This window comes from Protofrankia sp. CiP1_Cm_nod4, from assembly GCF_982290645.1.
Window position 1 is genome coordinate 52,914 of sequence record NZ_CEVIVC010000023.1, and the last position, 904, is coordinate 53,817.

Annotated in this window: 1 protein-coding gene and 1 pseudogene; one reads left to right on the forward strand and one right to left on the reverse strand. The window is 65.8% G+C overall.

Annotation, left to right across the window (positions count from 1 at the left end; genetic code table 11):
• Positions 1-483: pseudogene (locus AC5LSR_RS07180) on the forward strand (4-amino-4-deoxy-L-arabinose transferase); the annotation flags it as partial.
• Positions 484-540: 57 nt separating this feature from the next.
• Here AC5LSR_RS07180 and AC5LSR_RS07185 read toward each other — a convergent pair.
• The coding region (locus AC5LSR_RS07185; RefSeq protein ID WP_250284091.1) for a hypothetical protein at positions 541-904 on the reverse strand (364 nt) is incomplete at its 5' end.

Consider the following 904-nt stretch of genomic DNA (forward strand, 5'->3'; position numbering starts at 1 on the left):
GTGCTTGCCACCTGGATACGCCTGGTGGCGGTGGCCAGCATCGTGACGGCGGGCCTGCTGACACTCCCGGACCACTGGGCGCCGAAGCTGCACACGGCACTGACCGCCGACGACAGCGCACCGAGCCGGGAGGCGGCCCGCTGGTACATCGAGAACATCCCGGACGGCAACATCGTCGTCACCGACGACAACATATGGACGGACCTGGAGCTGGCCGGCAAGAAGCCCGAGCCGATCTGGTTCTACAAACTGGACCTCGACCCAGCCGTCCGCGAGAAACTGAAGAACGGCTGGCAGGACGTCGACTACTTCATCCTCGGCGACCTGACCCCGGTCACCCTGAACAGCCTGCCCATGGTCGCCGAGGGCCTACGGAACTCGGTCGTCGTGAAATCCTTCGGCGCTCACGGCGAGATCGCCATACGCAAGGTAATCAAACCCGGCTGCCCGGCCACCCTCACAACCACCATTCCGGGCTGCTGAGCGTTCCGGCCGCCGGCGACGCCCCGTGCGCCGGCGGCCGGCCCCGGCCGGCCGACATCAGCCGGAGCCACCCCGCCCACGGATCGACTTCGCAATAGCGATCACACGCGGCCGGCCGGTCCCGCTCAGCCCGAACCCGAGGCCGTGACGGTAGATCTCCGGAATCCAGTACTGATCGTTCTCTCGGAACAGCACCCCATTGGCCTCCAACAGCCTGGCGTCGGCGGGATTCACATTCACGGTCTCCAGTGTGAAAGGCATCTTGCGGGATTCCTCGGGCAGTCCCTGCAGGTGCGTGAAGAGCATTCCGACAGGAGGATTCTCCTGTGATATTGCGCCGATCTTGTCGCGGCTGCATTCTGGGAGCGCCCGACGCATGGCGGTAGGCGTGAGAAGACGGTCCGGCCATCGTGCGACAGCC